Annotated in this window: 20 protein-coding genes; 12 read left to right on the top strand and 8 right to left on the bottom strand. The window is 54.5% G+C overall.

Features of this window, described 5'->3' with window-relative positions:
• Positions 1-90: 90 nt before the first annotated feature.
• The 4 genes from RB_RS21485 (at position 91) to RB_RS21470 (ending at position 5621) form a co-directional block, all read left to right on the top strand.
• Positions 91-1035 (top strand): hypothetical protein, encoded by a 945-nt coding sequence (locus RB_RS21485; RefSeq protein ID WP_011122746.1) that lies wholly within the window; start codon positions 91-93, stop codon positions 1033-1035.
• 7 nt (positions 1036-1042) lie between these two features.
• A complete protein-coding gene (locus RB_RS21480) occupies positions 1043-1807 on the top strand; it encodes a hypothetical protein (RefSeq protein ID WP_164922325.1) in 765 nt (254 codons plus the stop codon).
• 2 nt (positions 1808-1809) lie between these two features.
• Complete coding sequence (locus RB_RS21475; protein WP_164922324.1) at positions 1810-2562, top strand: single-stranded DNA-binding protein; 753 nt, start codon at positions 1810-1812, stop codon at positions 2560-2562.
• Positions 2563-2705: 143 nt separating this feature from the next.
• Positions 2706-5621 (top strand): leucine-rich repeat domain-containing protein, encoded by a 2916-nt coding sequence (locus RB_RS21470; RefSeq protein WP_011122743.1) that lies wholly within the window; start codon positions 2706-2708, stop codon positions 5619-5621.
• A 107-nt stretch (positions 5622-5728) separates the two neighbouring features.
• Here RB_RS21470 and RB_RS21465 read toward each other — a convergent pair whose 3' ends face one another.
• The 3 genes from RB_RS21465 to RB_RS21455 form a co-directional block, all read right to left on the bottom strand.
• Positions 5729-6397, bottom strand: coding sequence for a hypothetical protein (locus RB_RS21465; protein ID WP_011122742.1), 669 nt, complete (start codon positions 6395-6397; stop codon positions 5729-5731).
• On the bottom strand, positions 6378-8456 hold the full coding sequence (locus RB_RS21460; RefSeq protein ID WP_164922986.1) for a serine/threonine-protein kinase: 2079 nt from the start codon (positions 8454-8456) through the stop codon (positions 6378-6380). The genes RB_RS21465 and RB_RS21460 overlap by 20 nt, the downstream gene beginning before the upstream one ends.
• Before the next feature lie 73 nt (positions 8457-8529).
• The gene (locus RB_RS21455) at positions 8530-9363 is read right to left on the bottom strand and encodes a hypothetical protein (RefSeq protein WP_007334335.1); all 834 of its coding nucleotides are present in this window, start codon (positions 9361-9363) and stop codon (positions 8530-8532) included.
• A gap of 332 nt (positions 9364-9695) precedes the next feature.
• Between RB_RS21455 and RB_RS21450 the strand changes: the two genes are divergently transcribed.
• The 6 genes from RB_RS21450 (at position 9696) to RB_RS21425 (ending at position 15629) form a co-directional block, all read left to right on the top strand.
• A complete protein-coding gene (locus tag RB_RS21450) occupies positions 9696-9932 on the top strand; it encodes a hypothetical protein (protein WP_007328312.1) in 237 nt (78 codons plus the stop codon).
• 301 nt (positions 9933-10233) lie between these two features.
• Complete coding sequence (locus RB_RS21445; protein ID WP_011122738.1) at positions 10234-11136, top strand: DUF1571 domain-containing protein; 903 nt, start codon at positions 10234-10236, stop codon at positions 11134-11136.
• A gap of 182 nt (positions 11137-11318) precedes the next feature.
• Positions 11319-11753 carry a thioredoxin family protein gene (locus RB_RS21440; RefSeq protein ID WP_011122737.1) on the top strand — a complete coding sequence of 145 codons (435 nt, stop codon included), beginning with the start codon at positions 11319-11321 and terminating at the stop codon, positions 11751-11753.
• 203 nt (positions 11754-11956) lie between these two features.
• On the top strand, positions 11957-12628 hold the full coding sequence (locus RB_RS21435) for a signal peptidase II (RefSeq protein WP_193427748.1): 672 nt from the start codon (positions 11957-11959) through the stop codon (positions 12626-12628).
• Positions 12625-14952, top strand: coding sequence for an efflux RND transporter permease subunit (locus RB_RS21430; protein ID WP_011122735.1), 2328 nt, complete (start codon positions 12625-12627; stop codon positions 14950-14952). The genes RB_RS21435 and RB_RS21430 overlap by 4 nt, the downstream gene beginning before the upstream one ends.
• Before the next feature lie 14 nt (positions 14953-14966).
• Entirely contained in the window at positions 14967-15629 is a 663-nt protein-coding gene (locus tag RB_RS21425; protein ID WP_164922323.1) for an HAD family hydrolase, read from the top strand.
• 42 nt (positions 15630-15671) lie between these two features.
• Here the strand turns inward: RB_RS21425 and RB_RS21420 are convergent, their stop codons facing one another.
• The 3 genes from RB_RS21420 to RB_RS21410 all read right to left on the bottom strand — a co-directional run bounded on the left by RB_RS21420 (position 15672) and on the right by RB_RS21410 (position 21357).
• A complete protein-coding gene (locus RB_RS21420) occupies positions 15672-18911 on the bottom strand; it encodes a serine/threonine protein kinase (RefSeq protein WP_037245963.1) in 3240 nt (1079 codons plus the stop codon).
• Between the two features lie 142 nt (positions 18912-19053).
• On the bottom strand, positions 19054-20454 hold the full coding sequence (locus RB_RS21415; protein WP_164922322.1) for an AAA family ATPase: 1401 nt from the start codon (positions 20452-20454) through the stop codon (positions 19054-19056).
• Positions 20455-20514: 60 nt separating this feature from the next.
• Positions 20515-21357, bottom strand: a complete 843-nt coding sequence (locus RB_RS21410) for an RsmE family RNA methyltransferase (RefSeq protein WP_011122730.1) — start codon at positions 21355-21357, stop codon at positions 20515-20517.
• Between the two features lie 255 nt (positions 21358-21612).
• Here RB_RS21410 and RB_RS21405 point away from each other — a divergent pair, with 255 nt between their 5' ends.
• Positions 21613-22389 (top strand): hypothetical protein, encoded by a 777-nt coding sequence (locus RB_RS21405; protein ID WP_011122729.1) that lies wholly within the window; start codon positions 21613-21615, stop codon positions 22387-22389.
• Here RB_RS21405 and RB_RS21400 read toward each other — a convergent pair.
• Together RB_RS21400 and RB_RS21395 are read right to left on the bottom strand one after the other, a co-directional pair.
• Positions 22365-22970 (bottom strand): hypothetical protein, encoded by a 606-nt coding sequence (locus tag RB_RS21400; protein WP_011122728.1) that lies wholly within the window; start codon positions 22968-22970, stop codon positions 22365-22367. The genes RB_RS21405 and RB_RS21400 overlap by 25 nt on opposite strands.
• A complete protein-coding gene (locus RB_RS21395; RefSeq protein ID WP_011122727.1) occupies positions 22967-24730 on the bottom strand; it encodes a hypothetical protein in 1764 nt (587 codons plus the stop codon). Before RB_RS21395 ends, RB_RS21400 begins: the two co-directional genes overlap by 4 nt.
• A gap of 207 nt (positions 24731-24937) precedes the next feature.
• On the opposite strand from RB_RS21395, the gene RB_RS21390 reads away from it, so the two are divergent.
• Positions 24938-25429, top strand: a complete 492-nt coding sequence (locus tag RB_RS21390; protein WP_007337214.1) for a thiol-disulfide oxidoreductase DCC family protein — start codon at positions 24938-24940, stop codon at positions 25427-25429.
• Positions 25430-25487 lie beyond the last annotated feature (58 nt).

Raw genomic sequence — 25487 nt, 5'->3', positions numbered from 1 at the left:
ACGGTAGACTGAACACAGAGAGACGCGACACGGATCGCAACATCCAAAAAGGATGCCTCTGAATACATCGAACGCCTCACCACTCACGGCATGCCGCCATCCATGGACGAAAAGATCGAGCCCGTGCTAGCGGTGGTTGGCCATCCGGTTGCCGGCAACCCCACCCAATTCGCTCTTGAAAGCGCGCTGGAACAAGCCAACGTGGATTGCCGCGTCTTGTCCTTCGATCTCGATGCAAAGCAATTGCCGATCGCTTTGAATGGCATGCACGCGATGAGCTTTCGGGGCGTTTGGATCGACGCGAGCTGTCGCGGCCAAATCTCGAAAGACTCAAACACCGCTGACAATCTTCACATCACCGGCATGGACCAATCATCGCCCGTTGAAGCATTGCGGAGTGCACCCGAATCCAACTCAGCCGATGAGCCCCGGTCAAACTGGAACGCGATTTCAGTTCGAGAGAAAACCTGGACTCAGTTGGTCCGAGATCAGCTCGAACGGGGAGGATTTTCGGTTCAACAAGTTTTGATCATCAGTACTGACGCGGACGTTCGCAAACAACTCTCGCAAAAGCTGGTCGCTAAAAATCAACTCGCCGCAACCGAATCAAAGCACGCCACTGCATCTGACAAGGATATCTCTACAAAAGAGAGCGACCCTGATTGTCCATCGGGCGCTGAACCGCAACTTGAATCAGCGCTGGACCGCGTCGTGATGGTGACTTCGCCGGACGAAATCACCACGACTTCGCTGGCTAACGTTTGGCTGGCCGTTGACGGTCCGGCATCCGAAATCATCGATGCGTTCCGTAGCTCAACAACACCTCCAGGAACGGTGCTCGTCGACCTGACCGAAAACTGGGACACCAACGACATTAGCGAGTGGGAACGCTGCAAGATGGACGCAGGCAGCAACTGCATCACTCGCTGGGACATCCACGCGGCCTGCTTGGCAAAAGTTGTTCCCCAGTGGCTTGGTGCTGAAGTGCAGGTGGATGTGCTTCGCGAAGCGATGGAAGAGTATCTGTCCGTTTAAGGCTACGATGGAAAAGCAATTGCTCTCTCGCTTGACGCTGCAAGACACCCACATCGTGGAGACGATTGCGAAATTGCAACGTCGCATCAGCGAACGGTTTCCCGATTCGGGACTTCAGCATTTGTGCGGTGAATTGCTGGAAGTTGGACGCAGTGCATCTCAGCGTTCTCAAGAAATTGGCCGACCGATTCGACGCATACGATTCGCCAGTTATCTGCTGCTGGCTGGATTGATCGGATCATTGGTCGTTCTAATTTTTTCCATCGCGCAACCCACAACGACGGATTTGTCCAGCGATGACATGAAGCTGCCCAATCTGATTGCGATGGCGGATTCTTCCAGCCAAGTGATGCTGCTACTCAGTGCGGGCATCTACTTTTTGATCTCGCTGGAGACGCGATTGAAACGTCGTCGTGCACTCACAGCGATTCACGAATTACGTTCGATCTGTCACATCATCGACATGCATCAGCTCACCAAAGATCCCGAACGGGTGCTGGCGAACTTTCGTGGAACCGACAACTCGCCGCGTCAGAAAATGACGCCGCTGGAGCTGAATCGATACCTCGACTACTGCAGCGAGATGCTGTCCTTGACCGGTAAGATCGCTGCTTTGTACGTCAAGAACTTCGACGATGCCGCATCCGTCGCTGCCGTTAGTGAGGTTGAACAACTCTCCACCGGTTTGTCGCGAAAAATTTGGCAGAAGATCATGATCCTCAACCAGTCCGTTGGAACCACCACGCCGACTCGTAACCCCAACCCGCAGTGACCATGACGTCAGCTAGAAATCCAAGTCAAGAGAAGATTCAAAAGCAATTGCTCGACGCCGCGAGCGAGCTTTCGGATGAAGTGGATCAACTACAATTCGCTGAACCAGTCACCCACGTTTACAACCCACTGCGATATGCGTGGAACCTTCACCAACAATACGTTCGGCAAATCGGCGCCGATGCTCACGTGTTGTTTCTCGGAATGAACCCGGGGCCATGGGGCATGGCGCAAAGCGGGGTTCCATTCGGTGAAATCGATTCCGTGGTTCAGTGGATGGGTTTGAAAGGCGAAGTCGAACGTCCAAGCAACGAACATTCTAAACGTCCCATCGAAGGATTGAACTGTTCACGCAGCGAAGTCAGTGGGCGTCGGTTGTGGGGATTGATTTCCGAAAGATACCCCGAGCCGTCTAACTTCTTCCAACAACACTTCGTTGCGAATTATTGTCCGCTGGTTTTCATGGAAGAAAGTGGCAGAAACCGAACCCCGGACAAACTGCCCGCCGCCGAAAGAGACGCTTTGCAAGCAGTCTGTGACGCCCACTTGAAAAAGGTCATCGCCGCAGCCCCGTGGACGGATCTGGTTGGCGTGGGCGCGTTCGCGGAAAATTGCCTTCAACGCGTTGTGAAGTCCATGGAGCAAACATCCGTTTCGATCCATCGGATTTTGCATCCCAGCCCCGCATCCCCAGCGGCGAACAAGGATTGGGCGGGAAAAGCGACCAGCCAACTCGTGGAGGCTCAAATTTGGTGAGCAAATGAGCTCGACAACGATCCGACCGAAGTTGCAAATTTCACGTGATCATCCGTCAAATGAGTCTGTTAAACTGACAACAGATTGACCGGAGAGCCGCACGGGAACCCCTCTGCGGAAAAGCACTCGCATGGGGCATCGAATTGTTGGATTCAGTCTCGCAGTATCGCCGTCGCACTCGGCTGACAGCTTATGCCGTTGCCGCTCTGATCGCCGTTGTAGCGGTCCTTCTTAACTTTCCATGGCGATACACGCAGATCAGTGAGCGTTGGATGGGCGAACCATTCACGCTCGTGCAACGCGCGCCCGCCTTAGAAGCGGATCAAATCACCCGGGCCGGTTGGCCGTGGCGGTATCAAGTTTTGGTCGACGAAGGTCCAGACGGCAATTCGAAACGATCTACCAGCAATGTTCTCGCGGCACGTTCGCTTGCAAACAACGCCCCGCAGTATTGGTCCGGATGGGCGTTGCTGGCCGACGTTGCCTTCGCTTCCCTATTGATCGGTCTTACGTTTTGGCTGTGGTGCTGGAGAGGTGAACGCATCGCGGTATCTGAAACGCCTGAGCGAACTCGTCGAAAGTTTGACATCGCCGTCGCCTCGGCCTGCTTCCTTTTGCCGGCCGGTTTGGTTTTCGCGAGCAACTGGACCGCCAAAACACAATTGGCGATTATCGAATCGTCAAAGTCGCGTGGTGGCTATCAATTCACCTTCGAAGCACCTCGCTTTTTGAAAAAGCGAATCCCGGCACAACTGCATCCGTGCTTTTTGCGGCTTCGCACTTTGGAGCTTTATTCACCGACCGAAAACACACTGAACTCGCTTATCGGAATCAAGACCTTGCGATCGGTCCTGATCACGGATGGTCGACTAGGAACACATACGCTCGATCCACTTCGCAATGCCACCGAACTGACCAGCCTGACTTTGAACGGATCTCCCGTATCAAACGAGATTTGCGAAGACATTCGAGCTTGCAAACGGTTGATGTTTCTCAGCTTGGACCAGTGCAATCTGACATCTCAGATGGCGGCCCCCATCAATGAGATGGACAAACTGCAGTACGTTGATCTACGCAGAAACCCGCTGAAGTTGGATACGATTTCAAAACCAGAATGGTCAACCACCTGTCGTTCGTTGCTACTGAGTCGCCCTGAGCCAGGTGAAACAGGGCATATAAATCTCTATCAATGGCCCAGTCTGGAACGGTTGTCCATTCGAAGTTCAATTCGCATTTACAACAATGCGACCCTCAAGTTGACGCTTACGAACCTGCCGTCGCTGACCGAAATCGAACTGGACCGTTCGCAAAAGCATTCGCTGCACGCAAAGAACCTGCCGCGATTCCGGCGGATCTTAGAACCGATCGATCTGATGCTTTTGTACGGCCGTAACGACCAATTGCACGGGCTTACACGATTCGAAAGCGTCGATCTCCAAGATGTTCCCAATCTCCGACGATTGCAGTGCCACGCCGCCGATTTGAAAGAACTTCGGCTATCGGATGTGGGTCGCCTGAAGGAGTTCTACTTGGGTGTGTACTCTTACGACTCACAAGGGCAGATCACAACCAATTCGAAAACGGTCGTTGGTGACGAAGCTTGGCTGCAGCAAATCGCGAAAATACCTTCGTTGACCAAGGTCGACTTGGCGAGCGTTCACTTCCGGCCTGAGTCTCTCGAACAACTTGCAACCCTTTCGTATCTGAAACAGCTCAGCATTCAAAAGTGCGGACTGAAGTATTCGGATCTCGACTGGGTGTTGAGTTTAGAAAAGCTTCAGTCGCTTGGCATCCGTGACTGCCGAATCTCGGCCGAGTGGCTTCAGGATTGCTTGGCAAAGCTTCCGAGGTTACGAATGGTCCAAGCCGACCTTTCCGATCTGGATCAACTGACCATCGCGGAGAACCTAAATTTGGTTTCGCTCGATCACTTCGAGGTTTCCAAGATGAACCGATTGGAACTGAGGGGTCTTCCCCGGCTACGGGGTTCCATTCAAATTCGCGGCGAGATCAAAAATGTGCATTTGGTCGATTTACCGCTTCTCGATGAGTTACTGGTCGAAAGCCCGTGGCCTCGAAAGGCGAGCTTGGAAGGCTTGACCAACCTGCGTTATTTCGGTGGTGGTGGGCCTGAGCTGAACGATGACGTGATCGATCAACTGCTAGAGTTCAAGCAGCTTGACCACATCGTGCTGGCGTATCCGAATGTCTCCACTGACCGATTACAAGCTTTGGGGCAGTACAGGTATCTGACCGGCCTGGAGATCCCAGGTTGTCGCGTGGACGACGAGGTGACATCACACTGGACCAAACTTCTTCGTCTCCGCGTCGCGAATTTCGATGACACACAGGTGTCATTGCCAACATTCGAATGGTTGCATGCGATTCCATCGTTACGCCGGCTATCCATTGCGCGGGTCCCCTTGAGCCCTGACTCTCGACGCATGGTCAGCACTCTGTACCAACTGTCTTCCTTGAACTTAAGCGGATGCGATTTCCCAGCCGAGGATTTGCAACGACTTCTTGCTGCAGGCAACCTCGAGGCTCTCGACCTGACCGGGTGCGAACTTAGTGAATCGCATCTCAACACGTTGGCCAACTCGCAATCCCTTCGTCGCGTTGTCCTAAAAGATTGCTCGTTGGACCCCAAACAAATCGCCAATCTGCTTCGGGTGAATCCTCGGCTGACCTTGGATTTGGGTGTTCACGACCAAACGTTCTTCGTCAACTTCGCGCCTCCGTATCACACCCGTTTGATCGGTTGTCGTGTTCGCAAGCGTGCCTTTTCAATGCCGAAGGTCAGCACCAGTGACTACCTGACGTCCGCGAACTCGATGAACCTTGACGATTCCGCTTTCCCGTACGAGTTGAGCGAAGAAGTCATCAGGGACGACGACACCCCTGACGTGAGCCTCGCATCGAATAGTTCGAACGACGACGACGACGAAGACCAACGTCAAGATGTTGTCGTTGATTTGGCGGAGTTTCGGATGCAGTCCGAAAGAGCATTCTCTACCGAACTGTTTCGGGCCGCGAATGAATTGACGGCCCAGAAATAAGTGACCGAAAAAAGCCGACGGGGAATGGTCAACCGCCGACGAAACAGTCCCACCAGCCGGCAGGAGTTTGTGCATAGGTCCAGCTGTGCACAGGTTTGAGCGTTGATTCAAGCTGCAGCGGTCGGCTGCTTCTGACGCGAAGCCAATCCACCGAGGACGATTGACCCTCCGACCAACAATGAGAAACCGCCCAAGATTACAATCCCCGTCGCTGCCAAACGTTCTTTGAGCTTCATGTCGGCGATAGCAGTTTCGAAGACCTTTTTGTCTTCGGGTTCAATTCGGATCAAGATCGCTTTTTCGAACTGCTGCTCATCGCCCACCTGGACAACACCCTCGTAACGCCGCACAACAAGTTCATCGCGGATCCAATCGATGTCCAGCGGAATCATCTCAGGTTCAGTCGCCCATTCTTGCTCAGACACCAGTTCATCGACGTAACTCTGAACGGCGCCACGAGCATAAACTCCTATGAGTTCATCGGCTTCCTCCATCGAACCACTCGGTCCCGCAGTCACGACCAAGCTGTAATCCTTGCCGTCATTTACGATCGGCTGATCGATCCAACCGGGTCGATCGTCCGGATAGATCAAATGCGAAAGTGGCGCAACACTGAGTTCAGCGGCCTCTTTCACTTTCGGCTTCACTTCAGTTTTGACTTCATCGTCGGCGAAGCATCGCCGCGCGTTGGAAAGCCCCAAACTGGGTAGACCACTTAGCAAAAACATCGCGATCGCGATGCTCACCCATCGGTATTCAGATTGTTGAGATTGCATTGGATTTCACCCAGGGAGCAGACAATTGTGTCATCACGATCACGCCGCCGGCAATCAACATGCCTGCGGGCTGAGGAACGGGAACGATTTGATGAACGACCCATTCACCAACCACCGCAACGGTGACCGCCCACAAACTCAATCGAACGCGACGCAAAGGATCAACCGGCTTCCACATGCGAAGTAGTGCAAACAGCAGAGCGAAGTGCCCCATCATCGCCGCGGCTTTGGGAACGCCCGATTCCAGATAGAACGAAACGGGCAGCACCGTTGCATCGATGTCTCGCCCCAATCCTTCATCCATTGGCACCATTAGGAAATGGCCGAGAGCGTAGGCGAGAAGACCAACGCAGGCTCCCCAGGAAGCGGACACCAGGCGACGAACCAATCCTTCGCCTTCACTGCCTTCCCAGAATTTACCAATGCCAAGCAATCCAAACGCCCCCAACCAAATCACCAACGCCATCCAAACGTAAGGTGCCAAGGCGATGGGTGTCAGCGGGGTGCTTCGCATTCCGATCACGGAACTAAGCAAGAGCAGCACACCGGCCACGATCATCGATGTCATTCCCGATGTTGCCCATTCCGCCGAACGCGACAACCGTGTTCGTTCAGATAAACTGGTTCTCAGCAGTGATCGGACTTGAGCCTTCGTCATGACTGGTTTTCCAGCTGGCCGAACATTCGCGACGGCATGAGCCGTCGAATTTTGATGCGGCACACTTCGCGAATCTGTTGCACCTGGCGAATACGACGTCGGTTCGGACAGTTGCAGTACAACGTGACGAATCACGTAGTACGGAACGTAGAAGAACCCAACCATCGACAGTACTGGCAACAACCAATGCGTATTGATCAACAAAATGGCGACCGCAGAGATGGCCAAGACCAGCTTGACACCAGGCGATGTTTCCAGTGCCCGCCACCAAGCTCGTGCATCTGAAAAACTGTTTCGGACTGCTCGAGCGATGGGTTCTTCGCCGGTCGATGTGTTCAATACCATGGACGCACCGTCTGCATTTGGTGAAGCCACACCGCCCGCGGCACCAACTAGCTCGCTTCTTCGGTTGTTCTTTGGATGAAAGCAGAATGTAGCGCCGTTTTGTTCTTTTGAATCGAACGAAACCACTTCCGCTAAAACGGGTGTCTGATCGGCCGGCATCGAAGCCAGCGAAAGCATTTCTGCAACATCACGAGGACGTTTGCTGGGATCCTTTTGCAAGCAGCGATGGATCACATTTCGATATTGATTCGGCACACGCGATAAATCGGGTGAGTCAGTCAGGTGCTTAACGATGATCTCTTGGGGAGTCTCGCCATCGAACGGCAACTCGCCCGTCAACATTTCAAACAAGATCACGCCGAGTGCATACAAGTCAATTTCGCGACCGTACTGCCCACGACCAATCTCGGGTGCCATGTAGTGGAACGTACCGATGCTTTCGGTATGTCCGCTTCTGTGAGACGCCGAAATGAATTTGCTCAGCCCATAGTCACCAACTTTGACGATGCCGTTGTCGTCAAACAAGTTGCCAGGTTTGATGTCACGGTGGACCAAACCAGCGGAATGCAAATGGGCAACGCCGGCCGCGGCTCCGGCGAACCAGTGACGAGCCTGCGATTCAAACATGCCGCTGGGCAACACATTGCGAGAATCGGATGCGGCGGACTTGGCCGCGTCATCCAATACTTCTCGCAAGTTGGGACCGGCAACATACTCCATCACCACCCAGGCTTGGTCGTCGGCATCCCGACACACGTCGTGAAGCGAGACCAAGTTCAGGTGTTTTAGATTCAAACAGTGAGAAACCCCTCGCAGTTCAACTTCCAGATTTCGCTGGATGCGTTTCAGTGCGACTTCCTTGCCCGCTTGGCTGACCGCGAAATACACCTCGCCAAATCCCCCCACTCCGATGCCACGACGAATCGTGTATCGGTCCAGGACCAGATCGTTAGGGGAGTGGGTGAATTTCATCGAACGAGTTGATGGCATTGGGTTCGAGTAGTCTGCGGGAAGTTCCATTGTATCGGCCAAAGCACTCATCGCATGCCTTTTCATCAAGACGAGAACGTTCCGCCAGGTTCACTCGGACGGTCACACGGGGAGCCCGATGCTCCCCGTGCCAGACAAATCACAGCGACGAATCGCTGCTTTCTTCTTCCAATTGAATCGAAACGTAGGCCTGATCTTTGCCGCCATCCAGCTTTTGCATGTAAGCGGTAACGTCATCGAGCAGGTTCTCGTCCGAAGGTTCGTCCAAGTTGATCTCGCCGAAGTACTCGACATCGACCTTCATCGTTTCCTCTTCCACATCGATTCGCGTGGCAATGTCGTCCAGCAAACGCCGCGTATCCGACAAAGCACTGTCATCAAGGTGCAACTGAGTGCTGGTTTGAGCGACACGGAGGGCACCCAAACGAGCCTGCAAGTTTTCGACTTCGACTTCCAACTGGCGTTTTGCGTCCAGCATTGCGTCCATCCGCTCAGAAGCCGCAGCGAGCGAAGCTTCGCGAGCGGCAAGCATTTGTCGCAGCTTTTCCGAAGTTTGCTGACGAGTTTGGAAGCGTTTGAAACGATTTCCCAAATCCGACTTCACCTGAGCCGACGTGTAAGTCACACCGCCATAGGAGTAAACGGAACTTTCATCCCGCAGGTCATTGGTCAGTCGTTCAATGTCGTTCTTCGCCTTTGCCAACTTCTCGTCGGTTGTCGACAACTCGCGTTGCAATCGAACCACCTCAGTTTTTTCCTGAGCGATTCGGCGAGCGTTTTGTTGAATTTCGGGCTTCAAATCAACGATCAATTGGCGGGCTCGGTTGAGTTCCCATTCCAATGGCACCGCGTCGCTAGCGGTATTGGTCATGTACGACCAACCGCAACGAGCGTAACTGCCGATTGGAGTGGCGATGGTCAAACCAGACAACAAAGTGGCAGCAGTTCCTGCCAGCACTAGTTTTTTGAGCATGTGTGTTCTCCTGAGAAAACATTTTGTGGGATTTTTTGGCGGAGTCAGTGCCGCATCATTGGGTTCTTCGTTCCAGGCGGTCGCGTCTTGGCAAACGGGCGCAAAAAAACCGAAAATCCCACAAACAGGGTGAATTCCGGCGACCTGCCGCGGTTTCGATTCGTAGAAACACCAGTCCCAGGCTGGCGTTTTCTCTTCTCTTTCAGGCGATTCCGACGCGTTTCGATCGCGTTTAACGTAGGTTTTCAGTAAACCACATTGATTCTTCGGCCCACTTTTTGCCGAACCTTATCCTGGGTGAAGCCATCTGGAATGGTCCTGGAGAAACAACCATGTCAACTTCATCACCAACACCGAATCCATCCGAATGGGTGCCGTCTGAAACCGGCTCGCCTCGGCATGAAATCCAATGTCTTGATTGGGGACGGATCACGGCTCTTTTTGACACCGAGTCAGTAAACGCTGCCTTTGGCGATTGGATTGACACGGATTTGTCGGACATGGAAACGCGTTTGTCTGCATTTCAATCGCACGGTTCGATTCTGCGTGGACTGAAAGACTCACGTTGAAGATCAATCGTTGTCCTGCACCACGGAAAACGCACTGTTTTTCGTGACGTAAGGGCAGGATTGGCTTGGTCTTCGTGCTGACTTTTTGCTACGGTCGGCGCACCTTCGGCACTTTTCACGATAGCCGAGGGACGAATTCTCCGATTGGTTACTCGGATTGTTCGGGTTGTAGTTGAGTCGAACACTCGATTGGCTGCTGCATACCAAGTCGGTCGATTCTGATTGACGCAGACCCTTGGATCGTCTTCCCGTGGCGTTCCTCCCACTCAATGCCTGACCCACACGCAGCAAGGAAGCTGAGATGAATACACCCCGTCGTCAATTTTTGGGACTCGCCGGCGGACTGCTGGCCGGTGGACTCTCTCAATCAACTCTCTTTGGGCAAGACCCCCAGTGGACCAAGCCGGTTCACCGAGTCGCCAACGCCGCCCTATCCGCACAAAAAGCTGCACCGGCCGCCCCGGTCAGTTCCGCGAAAGCCGACTTAGTTCGTGGCTTGGAAATGGCTCGTCAATCGCTGACGCGTTCCAAAACGGAAGTCAACGATTACACCGCGATCCTGGTCAAACGAGAACGCATCGGTGACACCGTTGGCGAACACGAATACATGTCGATCAAGGTTCGCAACCGCAAAGAGGCCAATGGTCGTCTGGTGCAACCATTCAGCGTTTACCTGTCGTTCCTGAAACCAAGCTCGGTGAAAGGTCGCGAAGTCATCTACGTTGAGAATCAAAACAATGGCAACATTGTCGCTCACGAAGGCGGCTTCAAAGGCCGCTTCTTGCCAACTGTCTCGATTCCGCCGACCGGGATGCTTGCCATGCGTGGCCAGCGATATCCGATGACCGAAATCGGTGTCGAGAACATGATTTTGAAGCTGATCGAACGAGGCGAAAAGGCTCTGCAATTCGAAGACGTCCACGCAGAATTCCGCAAAGGCGCCCGGCTGAAAGATCGTTCGTGCACCGTACTTCAATTGACCCAACCCACCCGTCGTCCGGATGCGGAATTCCATACCGCTCAAGTATTCATGGACGACGAACTGGACATGCCGATCCGCTACATCGCCTATGACTGGCCGAACAACGCGGACGGACGCGGCGAAGTGATCGAGGAGTACAACTACCTCAATCTGAAGGTCAATGTTGGACTGACCGATGCGGATTTCGATCCGTACAACAAGGACTACAACTTCCACTCTTGAGTGGGATATCCGCCTGCAAACGGGCGAATTTGAAATGAAATCCAGTGCGGGGAAATCCGTGGAACAGACATTGCATACCTAGCAGTACAATAGTTTGTTTCCCGTTCCTCGCATTGCGTCTTTTCGCGTTGCCCATTTTTGCACCGCATTTTCCGGCGGTGCTTTGTTCGCGGAGTCTGATCATGACGTCCTATCCTCGCCCCGCTTCACTTGCCGTGACTTCCATTGCGGCTGCAGGTATCGGTCTGGCTTCGTTGTTCTTCATCGGGTGCAACGTCCCCAACAACCCCGGGCCGACGGTGAACGTCCCCGCCGAAGCCATCCAACAGGTTGTCGGTTCAGCAGGCGATCAAGATTTGGTGCTCGTCAAATTTGGTGCGCCATGGTGCGGACCATGTCGGCAGATTGACAAGGAATTGGAATCGCTTGAACCGACTCTCGCGGGGGAGGTTCGTGTGGTGAAAATTGATGTGGGAGAGCAACCAGAAGTCGCCGCCCAATTTGGAATCGAAGGCATTCCAAGGATGTTCCTGGTCCGAAACGGCAAGGTCTTGGCGGACGAAGTGGGCTATCGATCGGAATCTGAGCTCCGAAGTTGGGTCGCCAGTCACCAGTGACCCCGGCTGAGCCGGCCTGGATGTGCGGAATTGTTGGCTCTTTGGAATGCAGGCCCTCTTGCTTTCTAACATTCTGAGACGATTGCGGCTTCTTCTCGGATAGTCATCTGGGAAATTTCGCCTCCGCAATCTACGGTGCTGGCTGATTGAAGCACCCCGAGCAGGCACTGTCTGCTTCGCGTTCCTCCATTTGGCCCACCCGAATGAATTCAGCCAAAGTGAATCCTTCCGGACACGCCCCCACCCCAGCGCCAACCGCTAGCCAGGGGGCAGCGTTTCCCGCCAACCGCTATGCATTGTTTTTCGGCCTCGCCATTGCTGGTGGCGCATTGGACCTGTGGAGCAAAGAGGCCATCTTCCGTTGGCGTGGTTTGCCGGGAACCCAAGACGTTTATTGGATCATCGAAGGTTACTTCGGGATTGAAACCGCGGTGAACATCGGCGCGGTCTTCGGTTTGGGAGCTGGCCAAGGTTTGGTTTTCGCGGCGATCTCAGTCTTTGCCGCTGCGGCAATCATCGCTTGGCTGTTCTTCTTCAAGGCCGCGCGATCGTGTTGGTTGACGTTCGCACTCGGATGCATCACCGGAGGCATCATCGGCAACCTTTACGACCGTCTAGGATTTTGGTGGAAACCGGGACTGCCGGATCAATGGCAAAGCGGCGTTCGCGATTGGATTCTTTGGCAGGCATCCGATCAATGGAAATGGCCCAACTTCAACATTGCGGACTCTTTGTTGGTTACCGGAGCGATCATGTTGTTGGTTCAATCATTCTTCTTCCCGCCACCACCGCACGGTGAAGCCGACGGCAATGAGTTACCAGGCCGGAGGGCGCCGGACGAACCGACCGAAGGTACGAAGCCGGCCGCGTCGTGAGAACTTCGCTGATCGCGTCGCCACGACACACTCTGGCTCGATTGCTTTGGGTTTGGCGTTGGTGGTTATTCCTCATCGGTTGTCTGTCGGCGATCCCGCTGGCGATCTACCAGACAGACCTGGGGATGGACCGTTCCCTGGCGGCGATGTTTTCTCCAACCGATCCAACGCTGAATCAGTATCAGCATCTGCAGCGAACCTTTGGCGGCAATTTGGTCGTCATGTTGGTCTACGATGACGCCGAATTGATGACCCCTGAGGGAGTCGCCCGGAATCGAGCATGGACCAACTCTGCTGAATCGATCGATGGCGTTCGAGGCGTTTTGTCAGTCTCGAAATTGGTCCAGGCGTTTGCTTACATCCGGCCACAGTTTTCGTTCCTAGCAGGATCGCTTCCATCTGGTTCAGAAGCTCCGCCGCCTCCGTCAAAGATGCTAGCGAAAGACGATCCGGTCGCGAATTCGTTTCGGGATCTCTTTGCGGGGTACACCCATGGGCAGGACGAGAAGACCGCTGCGATTGTGGCGATGCTTCAACCTGGGCAGACCGAATCAGCCATTGCAGAATTGCGACGGCTTGCTGATCAAATTCCTTCTCAACGAGCCCCGGTTCTGATAGGTGAACCCGTGTTGCTCGATGATGCTTTTGACATGATCCAAGCTGATGGCAATCGATTGGCGTTGGGCACGATCGGTCTGCTGAGCCTGGTGATGCTGTTGACGCTTCGCGATTATCGCGTTGTCCTGCTGGCCACCATGGCAATCGTATGGGCGACACTTTGCACGAGAGCATCCATCGTCGCGTTGGGAATGGAAATGTCTTTGGTCTCAACCATTCTGATCGCCATCATCGCGGTCATCGTAGTCGCCGCTGTGATGCATATCGGCGTCCGTTCGCGAGACAACTCCAACGGGTCAGGCGAATCCCCTGTTAATGAATCGATCGTCCGAGTCACTGCGTTTCTGGCGATTCCCATTCTCTGGACCTGCCTGACGGATGCGGCCGGATTCGCTTCGCTGTTGAACTCGGAAGTGCGACCGGTTCAGCAATTTGGCACGATGACCGCTGTTGCCGCATTGGCGATTGTTGCCGCATTGGTTTGGTTCACCGCGGCTTTGATGAGCCTGCCATCAGGTAAACGAACTCCGCTTGAACCAACGCACTCCAACGGAGCACCCAGTCTCTCAGAAAGATTCCTCGTTCACCTGGTGTCAGTCAGCCTGCGTCACAGCAAACTTTTGTCAATCGTTTCTATCATCGCTCTGATCGTAAGCATAACGATGGTCACTCAACTGCGAACCGAAACCAGCTTCCTAAGCAACTTTCGAGAAACCAGCAACATCGTTCAGGCTTATGCTCGTGTGGAGCAACAGTTGGGCGGAGCGGGGGTATGGGACGTTGTACTTCCCGCACCAGAAACCATTTCGCCGGACTACGTGTCTCGAGTTCAAAGTTTGGAGACCAAACTGCGTGAACTGGAAGTTGTTGATTCCTCGACCGGCGAAATTCATCGCCTGACGAAGGTCTTGTCACTTGCGGATGCGGACGGAGTTGCAGCTCAGAGTCCACTGCTATCCATCGTGACCCCCGAAGTTCGCTTGGCAGGCATGCGAACCGCGATTCCCACTTTCGCTGACGCTCTGTTGACGTTTGATCCACCAAAGGAAGGTGAGACACGAGAACTGAGAATCATGCTGCGAAGCGAAGAAAGCCTGCCTGGCGAAGTGAAGCGAGAACTCATCGATCAAGTCTCGCAATTGGCCCAAAAGTTTGATGAACGAGCACTCGTTACCGGTTACTCCGTTCTGATGTCTCAACTCGTCAGCAGTTTGCTTCGCGACCAATGGAAAGCCTTGGCGATCGCTCTGGCCTTGGTCGGCATATTGATCGGAATCGCGACCGGAAGCCTGCGATACTCTCTCGTCGCATTGCTGACGAACACGTTGCCGGTGATGCTGGTCTTGGCTGTCATGGGACTTGCCGGCGGAGGTTTGGATTTAGGATCCGCCATGATTGGTGCGGTCTCCATTGGTTTGTCCATCGACGGTTCGATCCACTTCCTTGCGGGCTATCAGCGTGGACGATCCGCCGGCGTGGATGTGGTGGTGGCTGCGACGGAAGCGGCGACGGATGTGGCGGCTCCGATCTTGCTGGCGACATTAGCATTGGTGATTGGGTTTGGCATTTTGATGACCAGCCCCTTCATCCCCACCGCCACCTTTGGAATGTTGATCGCCGCGACATTGGCGGCGTCCGCTTTGATCAATCTCACGTTATTGCCCGCTGCCATCGTCGCGGTCGACGGTCTGACAAACTCACATTGAAATCTGGAGCGAACATGCATCTTCGAGGCGTTGCGTTGGACATGGATGGGCTGTTGTTCGATACCGAGCGAATTTATTTCCAGGTCGGTCAAGTGTTGATGGAACGTCGCGGTCACACTTTCACATTGGAACTGCAACAGAAGATGATGGGGCGGGTAGGTTTGTCCGCTGTTGGTCAAATGATCGATCACCACCAATTGGATGACGACCCGGTGTCTTTGCTCGCGGAGTCCGATGACGTCTACGGCGATCTTTTGCTCGGAGAACTTCGACCGATGCCAGGTCTGGCGGAATGGATCGAACGGTTGCGAACCAGTGGACTGCCGTTCGGTTTAGCCACCAGCAGTCGTCGAAAGTTCGTGGACATGATCTTGCCGACTACCGAATGGTCGGACGATCTGGCGTTTGCGTTGACCGGTGACGATGTTACTCACGGCAAGCCCAATCCAGAAATGTACTTGAAAGCGGCCGATCGGCTCCGTGTATCGCCAACAGAGATGCTTGTTTTAGAAGACAGCGGTAACGGATCGAAAGCTGCGGTTTCGGCCGGTGCAGTCACGGTCGCGGTACCGAACGAGCACACTCGGTCGCACGTTTTTGAGGACGTCCATTTGGTCGCTGAATCACTTGCCGATCCGCGACTTTGGGAACTGTTGCCGCAGAACACCAACGCGTGAAGAGCTTCCTGACACGCTTTTCGGTTTGCCAGAAGCGGTTGGCTATTCTTTCCAGTTCACGTCGCTGCGAGCGTGCAAGCGTTTGCTGACCTGCGTGTTGCCGCCGGATACCAACTCCAGCTGTTCCAAAACATTATCAATCGGAATTTGCTGGGCTTCGTGAACCAAAATCGGAGTCACACCCGGGATCACCACCGTCGTCAATGAGCCCGTGTGAGCGGACGAAACCTGGGGTTCCAAACGCTCACGATCCGACTCGCTTCCGACCAACAACAACAATCGTTGCCGCCCGCCGCATTGCAGCAGCGGTGGCGATGCAACCCGCAACGCGGATTCAATCGTTGTTTGTTCATTCCACAACGAGGTGCCGTTCTGTGGTTGCTCAAATGTTTGAGTTTCGCAAACACCTGTCCGGGCTAGCTGAGCCGTGTTGGTGTCGCGTTGATCCGGGATCACTTGGGTATTAGTCAGGTCTGAATCCTGAGTCAGAACCGATGCTGACGAGGTCGTTGAATCAGTCAAACTAGCAGAAGACTGTCGATGAGCGTCGATCACATTTTCGACGACGGGTAAACACTTCCCGACCAAATCAGTTGCCAACGCCTGTTCGTCCCACTCGATTTTCGCGTCACGCAACGGACCGAGCAACCAAGGTGACGCGGTTTGCGAATGCAGGTTTTCCAGTACCGCATTGAAACGCATCTGAATCTCCTGCGGCATCTCCGTCCAAGGATTCTCTGTGTCGCGATTGTCACCGGGAACACATCGAATGGCCTTCGCGATGCCGACTGCCATCTTGGTCAATGTCGCATGCAGATTCTCAATTCGTTTTGCAAATGCTTTGAGCTGTTCGCCGGCCATTTCTGATGCAATCAGATTCAACTCCATCATCGCCAACTTCTCGGCCGCTTCGATTTCGCTTTCCAAGTCTGTATTGGAGCACAGCTGTTGCCGCACCGCGGTTTGCTGCTCGCGTAGGTCGGTTCGGAATTGTTCCAATTCTTGGACTTGGGCCGAACACCAATTCATCAATCCTTCGGTGGCCTGCATGCTGGAAGTGACATCGATTCGTCCATCGTGCATCCTGACCGACACTTCGCGACGAAGCATGACCATTTGAGTTGCCGCCCGGCGGTCCAATCGATCCAAAACATCACACTCGCTTAGTTTTTCCTTCAACAGTCGCGTGATTCGTGGGCCATCCATGATTTCCTGAACCGATAGACGGGAAAGCATCTCGGACAAATTTCTTGCGATGTTGTCCGCGTCTTGGCCAAACGGTGCCTTCACTTCGTCCAAATAATTCGCGATGTCCAGACCGCACCGTTTCCGTAAGCGTTCGGTTGTTGGACCTGCGATCTGACGTGACTCATTGGGGTTGCCGAGCCAACGCAACAAAAGGTGACGTGCCGCAGCGGGCGCGAGCAAATTCTCTTCCAATGCGCGAACACATTTCAGCCGAGCCACTCCGACCGATCGCAGCATAGGTTTCGCGAGCACCGCAGCATCGGCTTGATCACTTCGTCGAGCTTCCGCCAACAGTTCGCCAGCACCGGTCGCATCCGCCCACAGGTAATCCACCATCGTTGCCGCGGCCGAACCTGATTTTGGGAGAGCGTGATCGCCGTCGACGACCACATACGCATTTCGCAGCGGGTTTCGAGAGGCAGGAACTCCGGACCAGTCCACGCCGGAATCCCCGGGATAACTGTTCTCGGGCAACATGTAGTGACCGATCTCAGAGATCGCGGCGAATGAATCATGAAGCGTCAATGGTTGGTGCGGGTTGCCCTGCAGCGATACGGTCGACAACAACGGCAATACCGAAGCGCTTTCCAGACCCGCTTCATCCAAGATTGTTCGAATCCGAGGTGCCAAGTCCATCACCATTCCGCTGGCCGTTCCACCAGAAAGCGAACCAATGATGTAGACCGACGGAATGCGGTCACCACAGACCGCAGCCAAGTGATCAATCGATTCGCGAAGCCCCGAGTCGATGGTTTTCGCGTGATCAATCATCGCCAACCGACCCAGTGGACGCATGCCTTCGGTCGTACCGCTGCGAGGCACGTTGTAAATCCAACGACGTGACAACGATCGGAAGTGATCAGTCCGTCCTTCGCGGTATTGCTGAGCCGATTTGAGCGGTGTGTGCAGAATTGTCGCCGGCGGAATGCGGTCCGATGCTTCTGCCAAACGAGCCGCGTGAATGGTATGCATGTCCGTGTCGATCAATACCGAATGCAGATCCAAGGGGCAAGCACTATGCAAGGTCGCAACACGGCTGCGTAGTTCATGCAAGCATTCTGCTCCGACGCCACCAACGGCGACCACCAAGGCGTGTCCCGTCACACGGGCGTGGACCATCGCCTTTCCCGACTTCAGACTTGGCAAGTCTTCGACGGCTTCCTGGCGAGTCCGAATGCTTGGTTTGGTCGAAGTATGGATGGCCGTCTCATCGCGACCACGGGTTGTTCGCAGTGCTTCGACGAAGTCCTTGCACGAGTCGAAACGACGTTCCGGGTCTTTCTCCAATGCTCGCGCCACCGCCACACGGTCGGCTGCTGGCAATGAATCCAACACGGGTGCGGCATGGATGTGCTGCGTTGCCAATTGCGCGATCGTACGACCGGTGAATGGACGCGTACCGGTCAACAACTCTTGATACATCACCGCGAGCGAATACTGATCGCTGTTGATGCATGGCCGACCGTCAAACAACTCCGGCGGAGCGTAGATGGGGGTCAATCCGCCAATCACCGAGTGATCGATCTCTCGCAGATCTTTGAGTAACCCAAAGTCACCAACCTTGACGTGCCCACCGACCAACAACAAATTTCCTGGCTTCACGTCGAGGTGCTGTAGTTGATAGCTGCCGTGCAAGTAATCCAAAGCATCCGCTGCATCATGCAGATACGACAACAAAGCGGCCCGGGGAATACCACATGAACCGCGGTCTTGATGTCGTTTCAGTACGTCTTCGAGCGATCCGTCAGCCAGTTCCGTGACGATCACCAAGCGATCGTCCACGATTCCAAATCGCTCCAGAGTCAACAGAAACGGGTGGTGAACTCCCTTGATTCGCTCCAACGATTTCAGCTCACGCGAACCGCGTCTGGCGTCGTTGGCACCAAACACAAACTTGACCGCTTTCTTCAATCCGCCTGGCGCATTGGCCAACCAAACTTCACCAAAGCCGCCTTCACCAATCTTTTTCTCCAGCGTGTAGCCGGTGATTGGTTCGTATCCGGGAGCGATCGTTTGGGTTGTCTTGACGGTCATCGGGCGACTGTGAACGACATTGTTGAGCGGCGAATGGAAAGTCTGGTTCGGCACGAATTCTTTGATGGAATCCGCTGTTTTCGAAAAATCAGTAGACGTCGAGCATTCCCTATTGAAGGGTCAGCCACGCCTAGAACAAAACCTAGAGAGCACTGAAGTAACTACGGCATGCTTGATCGAGGTACTCCGGCCGCAACGTCAAAGGCAATCGACGGTAACGACAGAAGTTAGCGACTTGCGTCAGCAAATCTCGCGGGTGGCATCGACGCGGTGGTCGATTGTTTTGCTTGTAGTAGGCGAGCAAATGGTTGGCGGCTTCGGGTGTCTCAGGGAAACCCATTTGCGAAGCGACTGTTTTCATGAGCGACCGAAACTCGTCGGGCGACGGGTCGTTCACAAAGATCTTGTAGGGGACGCGGCGAAGAAACGCTTCGTCAACAAGGTCGTCCGGGTTCAAATTGGTCGAGAACAAGATGAGCTGCTCAAACGGGATCTGAATCTTCTTACCCGTTGGCAACGTCAAGTAATCGCATCGATTTTCCAGCGGCACAATCCACCGGTTGAGCAACTCTTCCGGAGCAATTCGTTGACGGCCAAAGTCATCGATCAACAGACAACCGCAGTTGCTTTTCATCTGAAGCGGTGCTTCGCAGATATTGGATCGATGATCGTGGCGAACTTCGAGGTTCTCCATTACCAATTCACCGCCAACAACGACGCTGGGTCGTTGAATTCGCACCCAACGCTTGTCCCATTCCTGCGCCTTCAACAACTGACCGTCGCCTTCCGGCACAGGCGTTTCTTGGTGATAGGCATCGTCTTTGACTTTGATCAAATTGCCATCATCCAGGATCGCATGGGGGATCCAAATTTCCTGTCCCAAACACTGGGTCAAGCTTCGAGCGATGGTGGTCTTTCCATTGCCGGGAGGACCGAACAAGAACATCCCAGTGTTGCTATTGATCGCTGGACCAATCTGGTCGAGCAATTCGTCCTGGTAGGAGATCTTCGAAAGCGAAGCTTGTAAATCATCTCGCTCGATGGGATCGACACCGGCGGCTTGAGCTTCCACGCTGAGTGTGTAATCAGCCAATGGCACGGGTGCTGGCCCGATGTAGCTGCATTGCTGAAGGTGAGTCTGCGCCCGCTTTTGCCCCAGTTCGGTCAGCGAGTAGTAATAGTCGTTGAACGCTGCCGGTCGCACGTGAGCAACAAACTTGCGAGTCCGAAGCGCATCAACGATGGGTTCCACCAAACGAAACGGCAATCCCATCATCGTCGCCACATTGCGACCACTGATGGTTCCGATTTGATGAATCGACTTGATCGTCAACGCTTCGATAAAGCTGACCGACAGGCCGAGTTCATTCAGCGAGCGGGGTTCCGCCGGCCAAAACGTATCGTCCGTCAACAAACCGCCCAACGCGGCTGATTCGAAGTTGTGTGTGTCGGTTAGCAGGGCATTCATGCGTGAAGCAAGCATTTGGAGTTGTTTGCATTGGTTCCGAACAACCCACCCCAGCGGGACGAGATCGTTGGCCATGCAAACCTAGCTTGCGATTCGAGCCCGAACTGCAACCTGCCTTCATAGTGAACATATCTATCAATCCACCACCAAGCGTGCCGCAATAATCGCCGCAGCCGTTTCAATCCTTAAAATACGCCGCCCCAATCCAATGGATTCTGCTCCGACGTCAACGCATCTCTGATGCTCCGCCTCCGACAACCCACCCTCCGGGCCTATCAATGCCAGCGTTCTCGGTCGGTCATTCAAACCGGATTGCCCTGTGTTGATTTGTCTCGCGTCGGATTGTCCCACGCCCGTTTGCGCCGCGCCGGTTTGCCTCACGCCGGTTGGCTCAACATCCGTTGCACTCAGTGGCGGTGAGTCCGGCATCGCGACCAACACCCGTTGCCAACTCCATTGACGCGGCTGTGGATCTTCCTCGTCGTTGGTCGCGCTGCTTGCGGCAAGTGTCTCGGTGAAGCTAACAAAGTCGATTGGTGATTCGATTGTCATCAGAACGTTGCGTCCCGATTGCTTGCACGACTCGATCACGATCCTTCGAAGCTTATCGAGAAAATTTTCCTTGGGAGGCCGCTGGGTTCTTTCGAAGACGATTGGAAACACACGCGCAACGCCCAGCTCGGTCAACCGCTCGATCATTTCCTTGGCTCGATCCGGTTTGGGCAAACCGATCGCAAGGTCGACCGCGATGCTGGGCTCCCGATCCACTGCCTCGATCGCATCGCACCGGACAACACATTCCCGTTTGCTGACTGATACCACTTCCGCATCGGCCTGGTGCCCGCACCCGTCAAATAATTCGATCTGGTCACCCGTTTGCACCCTCATGACTCGCGACGCGTGCGACGCCTCTTCATCAGGCAGTTGCACAACGGGTACTTGGGTTTGCAGATCGGGAACGTAATAGCGTCGGGTCATCGCGAGCGGTTCAGCAGGATTCGAAGAGATACAAAAAAGCCAAAAGGTACAATCGTGCCGGTTGCATCGATCGGTGCAAGGTAACCGAAACGGAAAGCGATCGGCGAGCGGGTCAGTCGATCTGACTGACTAGCGAACCCCAGTGGTGCCTCAAACCAACCAAAGATTCTTGACTCAGATTGCTGCCACGTCAGCTTCGGTCATGCATCTTCCCCGCTGGGCCAGCCGATTCTTTTCCGAGAGAGACCGCCGTCGATGCCGATCCCGTTGCTCAGCCCGGCCGATCAAAGCCACTGGGGATTGTTCCGCCAACCATTCGCCGATTCTCCCGCGGTGAACGTTCCATCGCGGCCAGATGAGTTTCTATACGCGTCCGCAGAACATTCGCAGGCTCGGATCTGGTTGGAAACCATTCTGCGAAACAAGGTCGGAATCGCGAAGTTGAACATCTGCCCGGGAGTTGGCGCAACCACGTGGGCCAGACAGTGGATGGCAACACACGGTTTGGCTGATCTACCGCTGGACGTTTTGGGAACAGAGGCAACAAAATTTGACCATGACGTTTGTCAGCAATGGCTGTCGATTGCAAGAAGCAATCGGCCCCTTGGCATTCACACGTTGTGCATCGTCGACGGAACACCCGACCAGGCAACGATTCAGTGGTACAAGCAGTCCTTGAAGCTCGATCCGCGATGCAGCCCAATGACCTTGCTCCTGATGGGGCCGGAAACCTTTCCTGGCGTCAGTCATACGATGAGCGTTTCCACAAATTCGCTTGTCCGTTGTCTCGCAGCAGCGCTGTCACACGCCGGTCAGCTCCGACCTCGCGTCACCGAAGACGCCGTGAAGCTGATCGCTGAATGGGCCAACGAAGACTATCGTCAACTGGCGTTTTGGACGCACGTCGTGTTGGCATGGGGCGCACGCGAACGATGCCAACAAATCGACGAACGAGCGATCCATCGGTTGGACCAACAACGCCAAGCTTGGACTTCTGAAACAGCTGCTCAGCGGAACTCGGCTGCGGCCTGATCAACGAACGTCACTCGCCACGAATGTGGTTGGTGCTCGCTTTCGTCCGGGTTAAAAGAATGATCCGCCGCAAAAGATTCGAAGTCGGAGGGGACAAACGTTCCGCGATTGATGATCCGCGAATAGACGGGATCGACTTGTTCGTACCCCGAATCCAGCGGTGTCAAACAATGGTCATCGCTCCATGCGGCACCTAGTTCGCTTAAGTCGTCGACCGTGCCATTTTGGTTATCATCCCAGCCGTCCCAACCTGGTTTGCCATCGGCACCCGACACGATCCACACTTCCGCGTTGGGATCGAATCGCTGAACAGAATTAAGCTTCCATGAACGCGATGCAGCAACCGATGGCTCTGCCGAGCTAGCATCACCAAAATACGCCAACACCTGAACGCTTTGCAGGTTCTGCGGACCGGCGACATGTCCGCGTGTCTTCAGTTCATCAGTGATTTGGCGGAGCAACTCAGTGCGAGTCACGTCGGCAACCGAGGTGGAATTGGTTACGCCGGCGGACAGCCACAACCCACGCCAAACGCATCCCACTAGAACGACAACAACCATCAAGACGTTGCCGCGATTCATGAACCCTCTCGCAATCGATCAAAGTATTCACGGGTTTGTTCACGTTCGTCACGAGGCAAGACCTGATCTTCGAGTGGATCACCTTCTTCGCTGAGGTTCGACTCGATCGCCGACTGGATGTCTTCGCGGGTCACACCTTTTCGGTTGGGACCGTCCGCAAAACCAGCGATGATTGCTCGTCCGCGTTTGACCTTGCCGCGAACCTGAGTGTCGTAGGTGTTGACGTCCGTTTCTTCTTCGGGCCGGTCTCCTTTGCCCTTGCCGCGTCCCATTCCCATCCCTGGTTCTTCGCCCTCACCAAATCCCTGACCCTGGCACGCTTGGCAACCATCGCCATTGCATTGTTTGCAGTTCATTTGGTTCTTGGACTGCGACAGGTCACCCAGGGCCGATTCCAAATCTTCCAGCTCGGACATGGCCATTTGCATGTCGCCCAACTGACTGGACATTTCTTCCATCGCTTGAGCAGCTGCGGATTCATCGCCTTGCTGCATCGCGTCAGCGGCTTGCTGCATCGCATCAGCCATCTTCTGCATTTGCTGCATCTGTGCATCGGCTGATTCAGATTCGTTCAGTTTCTGCTGCAACTTGGCGGCCTCTTCGTTGCGTCCTTCTTTTTTGGCCTGTTCGATCTTCTCTCGCAATTGCTTCTTTTTCTCTTCGTGGTTCTTTGCAGCCTCTTTCATCTGCTCAGCCATCTTTTTGATTTGCTTGTTCAGCTTTTCTTTCTGCTGATCGGTGAGCTTGCCATCTTTCACTTGCTTTGCGAGCTTTTTGATCTCTTCCGCGGCTTTGCCAAACTCACCCTTTTGAATCTGCGACAAAACCTTTTCGGCCGGACCGCCATCGAGCCCCTTCATCTGAGCGAGCGTCTTGCGCATCTCTTCCGGCGACCCCAGTCGGTCCTTGCGAGCTTGGATTTGTTCTTTGATGTCGTTGAGTTCCAGCAACGCGTCCTTGCGTTTCAACGTTTTGCTTTCGGTGATCTTGTCGAGTTGCGATTCCATCTTCTCGAACAGTTCGCGTGCCTCGAGTAAGCCCTTCGCATCGGCTTCTCGCTTTTGTTGAGCCAAACGTTTCTTCAGCTCCGCGGCGGCGATTTTGACTTGTCGAACTTCGCTCGCGTTGACTTCGTTGTTCAGCTCGGAAGTGATTTCGGTTGCCGGCTCGATCGCGAAAACCATGACGGCCAAAATCGGGACAATCGCCAGCGGCAACCAAGAAACTCGCTGAGGTGACAAAGCAAACTTCTCCGCCACGTCCAGCTTGCTGGCTCGTCGGGCGGCATCCTGCCGGAGTGCGTTCCCGGCCGCGGATTTTCCATCCGTCGAACCATCGGATGACAATGCGCTGCTCAAACGTTCTTTCAATCCGAATCGAGAATCGACTTCGGCAGCGACTCGCATGACCGATGGAGCCGAGACCATCGTCACAATCGCGGACGCAAGAATGGAAACCACGGTGGCAGCCACGATCCATCCCGTCGCCCATTGCTGCACCGTCAACGGGGAGGCTCCAACTTCGGAAGATTCCAATCCGAAGCGATCCAGCGGCAACGGGGTGATTGCCATCGCACCGACCGCAATCGTTGCGACAATCAAACCAACAAACCATGTTACAGCGAACGTGCGTCCAAACTTCCCAAGCATCATTCGCCTGCGAGCGGAACGAACCTTCGATTCCACTTTGGCCTTGGCTTCCTCGGGCGACCACTGGGTCAACTCGTCGTGCGGATCCTGCGATGGGGCGACGCTGGTCATGGATAGCTCCGTGGGTGCCCGAAGTTGTGAACTTGGAACGAGTGCGGTTCGATTCTTATCATTATAGCGCGGCGAACGCTTTTCCCGCACGCCGAATCTTGCTCCCGACGGCAGAATCTGTGCGGCGGAATCCGTGCCGTTCCTCAAATTCCCCGATGAAACGAGAATCCTATCCGGCGGGTTCGCCAGTGACGTACACTTCCATACATGTCTCAAACCCAACCCATTACCGACGCGAAAACGGCCGCAGAGCCATTGCCCGGTCCTTCGCAAACGACACGCGGATCTGGCGATTTGCCGGATCCTGACCAGTGCTCGACGTGCGATGTGGTGATTTACGACGGCCACTGCAATTTTTGCAAAGCGGGCGTCCAGAACCTTCGGCGTCTGGATTGGGGTGGAAAGAGGCTGGCGTTTTTGTCGCTCCATGACGATCGAGTGTCGACCCGTTATCCCGATCTGACGCGAGAGCAGCTGATGGAACAGATGTACGTGATTGATCAGCAAGGCCAACGTCACGGCGGTGCCGATGCGGTTCGCTACCTTTCGCGACGGTTACCGATGCTGTGGTTTGCTGCTCCGATCTTGCATCTTCCGGGGACGGCAAAATTGTGGCGTCGGCTGTATCACGAGGTCGCCAAACGTCGGTATCGGCTGGCGGGCAAATCGTGCGACTCAGGTAGTTGTTCGATCCACTGAACGACGATCGTGAAACGTAGTATCGGGCACCGCCGTATCGAAATGGTTTGCCCGGGTC

The organism is Rhodopirellula baltica SH 1 (genome assembly GCF_000196115.1).
Classification (GTDB): Bacteria; Planctomycetota; Planctomycetia; order Pirellulales; family Pirellulaceae; genus Rhodopirellula; species Rhodopirellula baltica.
This window is presented reverse-complemented; position numbering and strand designations above follow the sequence as displayed.